We start from the raw sequence: 7,006 nt of genomic DNA, 5'->3' as shown, positions 1-7,006 counted from the left end.
GCGGGCCGAACCCGCCGAGGAGAGCGGGCCGCCGCTGATCGGGCAGCCGGAGCTGTCGCGCGCGGTCCAGGAGGCCGTGGCGGCGCGGCTGGCCGGGCGGCGGCCGGTCCGGCTGCTCGTCGCGGGCCCGGAGGGCACCGGCAAGGGCACCGCCGCCGAGATCGTCGAGGCCGCCCTCGGCGAGGGCGGCGCCGTCCGCGAGGCGCTGTGGATCTCCGACCAGGTCTTCGCCTCGCTCGGCGTGAGCGACGCCGTCCTGTGGCTGCAGGCCCGCGTGCGCGACTGCCTGGAGGGCCGCATGCTCCTGGTCGTGGACGACCTGGAGAAGCTCGCCGCGCACGAGCGGTGCGGCGCCGCCGCCGCCGAGGAGCTGCGGCGGCTCATGGCGCGCTCGCCGTCCCTGAACGTCGTCGCCCTGTGCCGCCCCGGCGGCGACCGGCGGCTCTTCGACGCCAACCCCGCGCTGGTCCGGGCGTTCGACGTCGCCCGCACCCGCGACTTCGCCGAGGACGACTTCGCCGAGCTGTTCGCCCTGGCCGTCGCGCGGCGCGGCGCGCGCGCCGGCGCGGAGGTCGCCGCGGCCGCCGGCGCCCTGCTCCGCCGCACCCCGCCGATGCTGAACCTGCGCGGCGCCCGGCTGGTGGAGCACATGGCGGGCCAGGCCGTCGCCGCGACGGACCGGCGGGCCCGGGAGGACGGGACGGACGCCGGACCCTTGGAGATCACCGCCGCGGACCTGCCGCAGCGGCTCATCGCCGGCAGCCCCGCCGAGTCCGACCCGTTCGCCGAGCTGGCCGCCTGCGTCGGCATCGAGCCCGTCAAGCGGGAGGTCGACGCGCTCGTCGCCGAGGCCAAGGCCGCCCGGCTGCGCCGCGAGGCGGGCATGACGGCGCGGACCCGGCTGCGGCACCTGGTCTTCACCGGCAACACCGGCACGGGCAAGGGCAAGGTCGCGCGGATCCTCGGCCGGATCTACGCCGACCTCGGCGTGCTGTCGTCCGGCCACACGGTCGAGGTGGAGCGCGCCGACCTGCTCGGCGAGTACGCCAGCGAGAGCGTCCTGCGCGTCCGCAGGGCGGTGGAGCAGGCCCACGGCGGCGTCCTGGTCGTCCGCGACGCGCACGCCCTGGTATCGGCGGCGGCCGACGCGGCGCGCGGCCGCGAGGTGCTGGACGTGCTGCTGACGAGCGTCCAGGCGCACACCGAGGACCTCGTCGTGGTGCTGACCGGCCCGGCGGCCGAGATGAACGGGCTGCTGAAGGCCCACCCCGACCTCGCCGCCGCCTTCCCCCGCACGCTCCGCTTCCCCGACCTGACCGACGGGGAGCTGGTGGAGGTGTTCACCGCCAAGGCCGCCGACTCGGGGTTCGAGCTGGCCCCCGGCGTCCTGGACAAGGTGCGCGCGCTCGTCGAGGCGGCGCCGCGCGAACGCGGGGTCGGCAACGTCCGCATCATGACGAACCTGCTCGAACGGGCCGTCGCGGGGCAGGGGCGCCGCGTCCTGGCCGACGGGATCGTCGACGAGGACGAGTCCCTCGACGTGATCCTGCCGGAGGACGTGCCCGACACCCTCACCCGCGGCCGCGACGACGTCCCCGGCGACCCGCTCGCCGAGGTCGAGCGGCTGATCGGCCTGGCCGACATCAAGCGGGAGGTGGCGGCGCTGGTCGCCGAGGTCCGCGCCGAGCAGCTGCGGCGCGACGCCAAGGTGTCGCCCGCGCCCCCGGCGCGGCACATGGTGTTCTCCGGCAACCCGGGCACGGCCAAGACGACGATCGCGCGGCTGATCGCCGCCGTGTTCGCCCGGCTCGGCCTGCTGTCGTCCGGGCACCTGGTGGAGGTCAGCCGCGCCGACCTCGTCGCCGAGTTCATCGGGCAGACGGCGCCGCGCGTGCGGGACGCGGTCGGCCGCGCCCTCGGCGGCGTGCTGTTCGTGGACGAGGCCTACACGCTGGCGTCCGGCGGCGGCGACCGGCGCGACTTCGGCCACGAGGCGATCGCCGAGCTGCTGCGGCTGATGGAGGAGCACCGCGGCGACCTGGTGGTCATCGTGGCCGGCTACGACGCCGAGATGGAGCGCTTCCTGGACGCCAATCCCGGGCTGAAGTCGCGGTTCCCGAAGCGGCTGCGCTTCCCCGACTACTCCGACGACGAACTCGTCACGATCTTCGAGTTCATGGCGGCGGAGGACGGGTTCGCGCTCGCCCCCGGCATCCTGGACGGGCTGCGCCGCCTCGTCGCGGCCCAGCCGCGCGGCTCCTCGTTCGGCAACGCCCGGCTCGTCCGGAACCTGCTGGAGGCGACGATCTCCCGGCAGGCCCAGCGCATCACCGCCAAGGAGGACGCGGCGGCAGGCGAGATCGACCCCGCCGAGGTCGCGCTGCTGCGCCCCGAGGACCTGCCCGAGGCCCCGCCGCGCGAGGAGGAGGGAGGCCTCGGCCTCTACATCTAGCCGGGCGGCGCCGGAACGGCCGGCGAGGCCCTCCCGCCGGGAGGGGCGTCGTGCGCACGTGCGCCGTCGTGCGCGCGTACTACCGGTCGGCGGCAGCGTGCGCCTTAAGAGGGAGGATGTCCGGTTCTTTCCTCCCAGAGCGCGGTGATTTGTTGGTGTGGACAATCATGCGCCGGACGGACGCGCGGCACGCCCGGGTTGTCTAGGGTCTACGGCATGACCGACGGCTGGCCGCAGGGCCGGACACGCAAGGAGGGCGACCCCGTGGGGCGCAGCAGGGAGAACTCCGCACGCGCGGAGCACCACCACGCCGCCTACGGGCGGGACACCTACGGGGACCCGTACGACGACCCGTACGCCGGCGACCAGCTCGCCGGGGGACGGGTCGACCAGGGCGGCCCCCACGGCGGCGGCCCCTACCGGCGGCGGCGCCGGCGGCGCTGGCCGCGGGTCTTCGGCGGCCTCCTCGCCGTGCTCCTGGTGGTCGTCGTCGGCGGCTACTTCTACCTGGACTCCCGGCTGAAGCGCGAGTCGGTCCTCGTCGACTACGCGGGCCGGGTCGCCGACACCCCCGGGACGAACTGGCTGATCGTCGGCTCCGACAGCCGCGAGGGCCTGTCGAAGGACGACCAGAAGCGCCTCGCGACCGGGTTCGCCTCCGGGCGCCGCACCGACTCGATGATGCTGCTGCACTACGGCTCCGGGGGGACGTCCCTCATCAGCCTGCCGCGCGACTCCTACCTCCCGATCCCCGGGCACGGCTCGAACAAGCTGAACGCGGCCTTCGCCTTCGGCGGCCCCAAGCTGCTCGTGCAGACCGTGGAGAAGGCCACCGGGCTCCACATCGACCACTACGCCGAGATCGGCTTCGGCGGCTTCGTGGGCGTCGTGGACGCCGTCGGCGGCGTCGACATCTGCGTCAAGGAGAACATCAAGGACCGCAAGGCGGGGCTGAACCTCAAGGCCGGGTGCCAGACGCTTGACGGCGGCGAGGCGCTCGGCTACGTCCGGACCCGCGCCTTCGCCCGCGCCGACCTCGAACGCGTGGAGCACCAGCGGCAGTTCTTCGGCGCGCTGATGAAGAAGGCCACGAGTCCGGGCACGATGCTCAACCCGTTCCGCAGCGTCCCGCTGGCCATGAACGCCACCAGCAACTTCCTGGTGGACGACGGCGACCACCTGTACGACCTGGTCCGCATGATGTGGGCGATGAAGGGCGTCAGCGGCGGCGGCGGCGTCACGACGACCGTCCCGATCGGGGGCGCGGGAAGCTCGGCCTCCGCCGGGTCCTACATCACCTGGGACAGGTCCAAGGCGTCCACGCTCTTCGGCGCGCTGAAGCAGGACCAGGAGATCCCGTCGAGCGTCATCACGAAGTGACGGCCCGGCCCGGAGCCTCGCCGCCCGGCGCGAGGTGACGGGCCGGACGCTCGAATAGAGTCGGATCATGTCCGAACAGACGCCGGACGGCGGGAATCTGGACGAGCTGACGTCCAAGGAGCTGTACGAGCGAGCGATGGGCGTCGCCAGGGAGCGGCGCGACGTCGGCTTCGTGTGGGACCTGCTGCGCGCCATCCCGGCCGCCGCGGCGGCCACGGGGGAGGTCGGCCGCGCCGAGTTCGACCTCCTCCACGGCCTGTCGCTGCTGGAGGAGTTCACGCACGCGGGGGAGGGCGAGATGGCCGACGCCCTCCGGCCCTTCTACATCGACTATCTCCACCGGCACGCCAAGGGGACCTGACCCGCTCTTTGTCCCCTCTTGATCTCTCATAGGCCACCCTGGGGAATCACTGTGAGTAAGTGATCGACCGCAGAGGGTGGTTGAAGTGAACAAGAAGCACATGAAGATCGCCGCCATCGCCTTCACGGCGTGGTACGTCATCAGCAGGCCCGAGGGGGCGGCGCATCTCGTCAACGGCGCCCTGAGCGGGCTCGGCAACGCCGCCGAGTCGTTGTCGCAGTTCATGAGCGCCATCCCGAACTGACCGGAGGGTGCCGGGCCCCGTACCCCCGCCGGTGCGGAGCCTGTCTTCGCGACGCCACCATGAAGTTGCCCGTACGTCACAGTAAAATCGCGCTTTGCGGGCAGACGCGGCTGGGCACAATGGAGATCGGGTCGATTGTGTCGCGCGCTACGAACAGGGATGGCGTTACGGATGAAGAAGAACCTCCGCTATGTGGCGATCGCCTTCGTCATCTTCTACTTGCTGAGCTCACCGACGGATGCGGCAGGAGTGGTCAACAACGCCTTCAGTGAGTTGGGCAACGCGGGCAACCAGCTCGCCGCCTTCGTGAACGCCTTGGGCAAGTGACCGGCGCCCTGAGGGCGTGAGGGCGGCCGGCGGCGGAAGCCACCCGCCCGCCGGCGGCGTCAGCGGCGAGGACGCGGCCGATCCGCGGAGCGATCTCCTAGGATCGGCCACATGTCTGTCTTCGACGTAGAGATCGAGGGCCTGCGCGGCGGGCCCGCGGACCTCGAGCAGTACCGGGGCAAGGCCGTCCTGGTGGTCAATGTCGCCTCCAAGTGCGGCCTCACCCCGCAGTACTCCGGCCTGGAGCGGCTGCAGGAGACGTACGCCGGACGGGGCTTCACTGTCCTCGGCGTCCCCTGCAACCAGTTCATGGGGCAGGAGCCCGGCACCTCCGAGGAGATCGCCGAGTTCTGCTCGGCGACCTACGGGGTCACGTTCCCGATGACCGAGAAGGTCGAGGTCAACGGCGAGGGCCGGCACCCGCTGTACCGGGAGCTCGTCGGCGTCCCCGACGCCGAGGGCCACACCGGCGACATCCGGTGGAACTTCGAGAAGTTCCTGATCGCTCCGGACGGCGCCGTCGCGGCCCGCTTCGCACCCCAGACCGAGCCGGAGTCCGCCGAGGTCGTCACCGCCATCGAGAGGGCTCTTCCCGCCTGACCGGGAAACGCGCCCTCCGGGCGGAGGGCGCGTTCGCCGGGGGTGTGAACCGCGCCACATCGCGTGGGCGTTGCCTCGTATTCGATGGCCCGTCTAACTTGTGGATTCGCGATATGACGTGGAGGTGCCCCATGGGCGGATGGACGGCCGGCGACATCCCCGATCTGCGCGGGCGGCAGGCGATCGTCACCGGGGCCAACAGCGGCATCGGCTACCACACCGCGCTCCAGCTCGCCCGGCACGGCGCGTCCGTCGTGCTGGCCTGCCGCAGCGCCGAACGCGGCCGGGCCGCCCTGGAGCGGATGACGACCGCCGCGCCGCGGGGCGACCTCGTCCTGGACTCCCTGGACCTCGCCGACCTGGCGTCCGTGCGGGAGTTCGCGGCCCGGCACGGCGAGGCGCCGCTCGACATCCTGGTCAACAACGCCGGGGTGATGGCGATCCCGCGCCGCTCCACCGCCGACGGCTTCGAGATGCAGTTCGGCACGAACCACCTCGGCCACTTCGCGCTCACCGGCCTCCTGCTGCCCGCGCTGCGCGCCGCCCCGTCCGCCCGCGTCGTCACCGTCACCTCCGGCTTCGCCTGGACGGGCCGCATCGACTTCGACGACCTGCAGGGCGAGCGCCGGTACCGCAAGTGGGCCGCCTACGGCCAGGCCAAGCTCGCCAACCTGGTCTTCGCCAAGGAACTGGACCGGCGCGTCCCGGAGGTGACCAGCGTCGCCGCCCACCCCGGTTACGCCGCGACGAACCTGCAGCGGACGGGGCCGCGCATGCAGGGCAACACGCTCATGGAGAAGGCCACCGGGCTGGGCAACGCGGTGGTGGCGCAGTCGGCCGCCGCGGGCGCGCTCCCGTCCCTCTACGCCGCGACGGCGCCGGACGTGCGCGGCGGGGCCTGCTACGGCCCCCGCCTGTTCCAGTACCGGGGCGCTCCGGCCAAGGTCGTCACGCCCCGGCATGCGGACCGTCCCGGCCTGGGCGAGCGCCTCTGGGACGTGTCCGAGAACCTCACCGGCGTCACGTACGCCCAGCCGAAGGCCTAGCGCCGCCCGCCGTCGCCCGGGAGGTCACGGCCCCCGGTCGATGTCCCAGTCGAGGGTGGCGGGGACGGAGCCTTCGAGGGTGAGGAGCCAGCGCTTGACCTCGACGCCGGAGCCGCCGCTGTAGCCGCCGAGCCCGTTCGAGGCGACGACACGGTGGCAGGGGACGATCAGAGGGATCGGGTTGGAGCCCATGACCTGGCCGATGACCTGGGCGTGGACGCCGGTGCCGCTGCGCTCTCCCAGGTCGCCGTAGGTGAGGACCTGCCCGTAGGGGACGGTCTCGTACAGCGTCGAGAGCACCTGCCGCTGGACGTCGGACGTGAGCCGCCAGTCGATGGGCAGCTCGAAGTGCTTCAGGTCGCCGGTGAAGTAGTCCCGCAGGGCCGCGAGGGCGGGGGCGAGGCGGGCGGGGGCGTCCACGACGGGCAGCCCGGCCGCCTTGGCGGTGCGGGCGCGTGCGGCCGGGGTGTCGCGGAAGTGCAGCGAGACGACCCCCGTCTCGGTCTCGCCGACGAGCAGGCGGCCGAGCACGGTGTCGACCGTGCCGAACGCCAGTGTCTCGGTCATCGTTCAGCGCTCCTTCCGCCGGGTTCAGC

8 protein-coding genes are annotated in these 7,006 nt (G+C 72.9%); 7 read left to right on the top strand and 1 reads right to left on the bottom strand.

The window, feature by feature from the left end; translation table 11 throughout:
• From AB0K37_RS25610 to AB0K37_RS25580, 7 genes are all read left to right on the top strand, one after another.
• Window positions 1-2,452, top strand: a 2,452-nt coding sequence (locus tag AB0K37_RS25610) for an AAA family ATPase (RefSeq protein WP_363985235.1), incomplete at its 5' end; no start/stop codon positions are given.
• 216 nt (window positions 2,453-2,668) lie between these two features.
• Window positions 2,669-3,832: an LCP family protein gene (locus AB0K37_RS25605; protein ID WP_363985233.1), complete on the top strand. Its 1,164-nt coding sequence runs from the start codon at window positions 2,669-2,671 to the stop codon at window positions 3,830-3,832.
• A 67-nt stretch (window positions 3,833-3,899) separates the two neighbouring features.
• Entirely contained in the window at window positions 3,900-4,193 is a 294-nt protein-coding gene (locus AB0K37_RS25600; RefSeq protein WP_363985231.1) for a hypothetical protein, read from the top strand.
• 85 nt (window positions 4,194-4,278) lie between these two features.
• Window positions 4,279-4,437: a hypothetical protein gene (locus AB0K37_RS25595; protein ID WP_179278923.1), complete on the top strand. Its 159-nt coding sequence runs from the start codon at window positions 4,279-4,281 to the stop codon at window positions 4,435-4,437.
• A gap of 171 nt (window positions 4,438-4,608) precedes the next feature.
• Window positions 4,609-4,764 carry a hypothetical protein gene (locus AB0K37_RS25590; RefSeq protein ID WP_363985229.1) on the top strand — a complete coding sequence of 52 codons (156 nt, stop codon included), beginning with the start codon at window positions 4,609-4,611 and terminating at the stop codon, window positions 4,762-4,764.
• A gap of 111 nt (window positions 4,765-4,875) precedes the next feature.
• The gene (locus AB0K37_RS25585) at window positions 4,876-5,364 is read left to right on the top strand and encodes a glutathione peroxidase (RefSeq protein ID WP_363985227.1); all 489 of its coding nucleotides are present in this window, start codon (window positions 4,876-4,878) and stop codon (window positions 5,362-5,364) included.
• A gap of 131 nt (window positions 5,365-5,495) precedes the next feature.
• Window positions 5,496-6,410, top strand: a complete 915-nt coding sequence (locus AB0K37_RS25580; protein WP_363985225.1) for an oxidoreductase — start codon at window positions 5,496-5,498, stop codon at window positions 6,408-6,410.
• A gap of 24 nt (window positions 6,411-6,434) precedes the next feature.
• On the opposite strand, the gene AB0K37_RS25575 is transcribed toward AB0K37_RS25580, so the two are convergent.
• The gene (locus AB0K37_RS25575; RefSeq protein ID WP_363985223.1) at window positions 6,435-6,977 is read right to left on the bottom strand and encodes a methylated-DNA--[protein]-cysteine S-methyltransferase; all 543 of its coding nucleotides are present in this window, start codon (window positions 6,975-6,977) and stop codon (window positions 6,435-6,437) included.
• Window positions 6,978-7,006: the final 29 nt, after the last annotated feature.

Origin of the sequence: Actinomadura sp. NPDC049753 (assembly GCF_040674655.1) — a bacterium.
Lineage (GTDB): Bacteria > Actinomycetota > Actinomycetes > Streptosporangiales > Streptosporangiaceae > Spirillospora > Spirillospora verrucosospora.
Note: the sequence above shows the minus strand (reverse complement) of the source record. Positions and strands in the feature narration are given on the sequence as shown.

Excerpts from the sequence above, each read along its gene's own strand:
- AB0K37_RS25600 (WP_363985231.1), top strand. The coding sequence starts at position 3,900 with ATGTCCGAACAGACGCCGGACGGCGGGAATCTGGACGAGCTGACGTCC.
- AB0K37_RS25590 (WP_363985229.1), top strand. The coding sequence starts at position 4,609 with ATGAAGAAGAACCTCCGCTATGTGGCGATCGCCTTCGTCATCTTCTAC.
- AB0K37_RS25585 (WP_363985227.1), top strand. The coding sequence starts at position 4,876 with ATGTCTGTCTTCGACGTAGAGATCGAGGGCCTGCGCGGCGGGCCCGCG.
- AB0K37_RS25580 (WP_363985225.1), top strand. The coding sequence starts at position 5,496 with ATGGGCGGATGGACGGCCGGCGACATCCCCGATCTGCGCGGGCGGCAG.
- AB0K37_RS25605 (WP_363985233.1), top strand. The coding sequence starts at position 2,669 with ATGACCGACGGCTGGCCGCAGGGCCGGACACGCAAGGAGGGCGACCCC.
- AB0K37_RS25575 (WP_363985223.1), bottom strand. The coding sequence starts at position 6,977 with ATGACCGAGACACTGGCGTTCGGCACGGTCGACACCGTGCTCGGCCGC.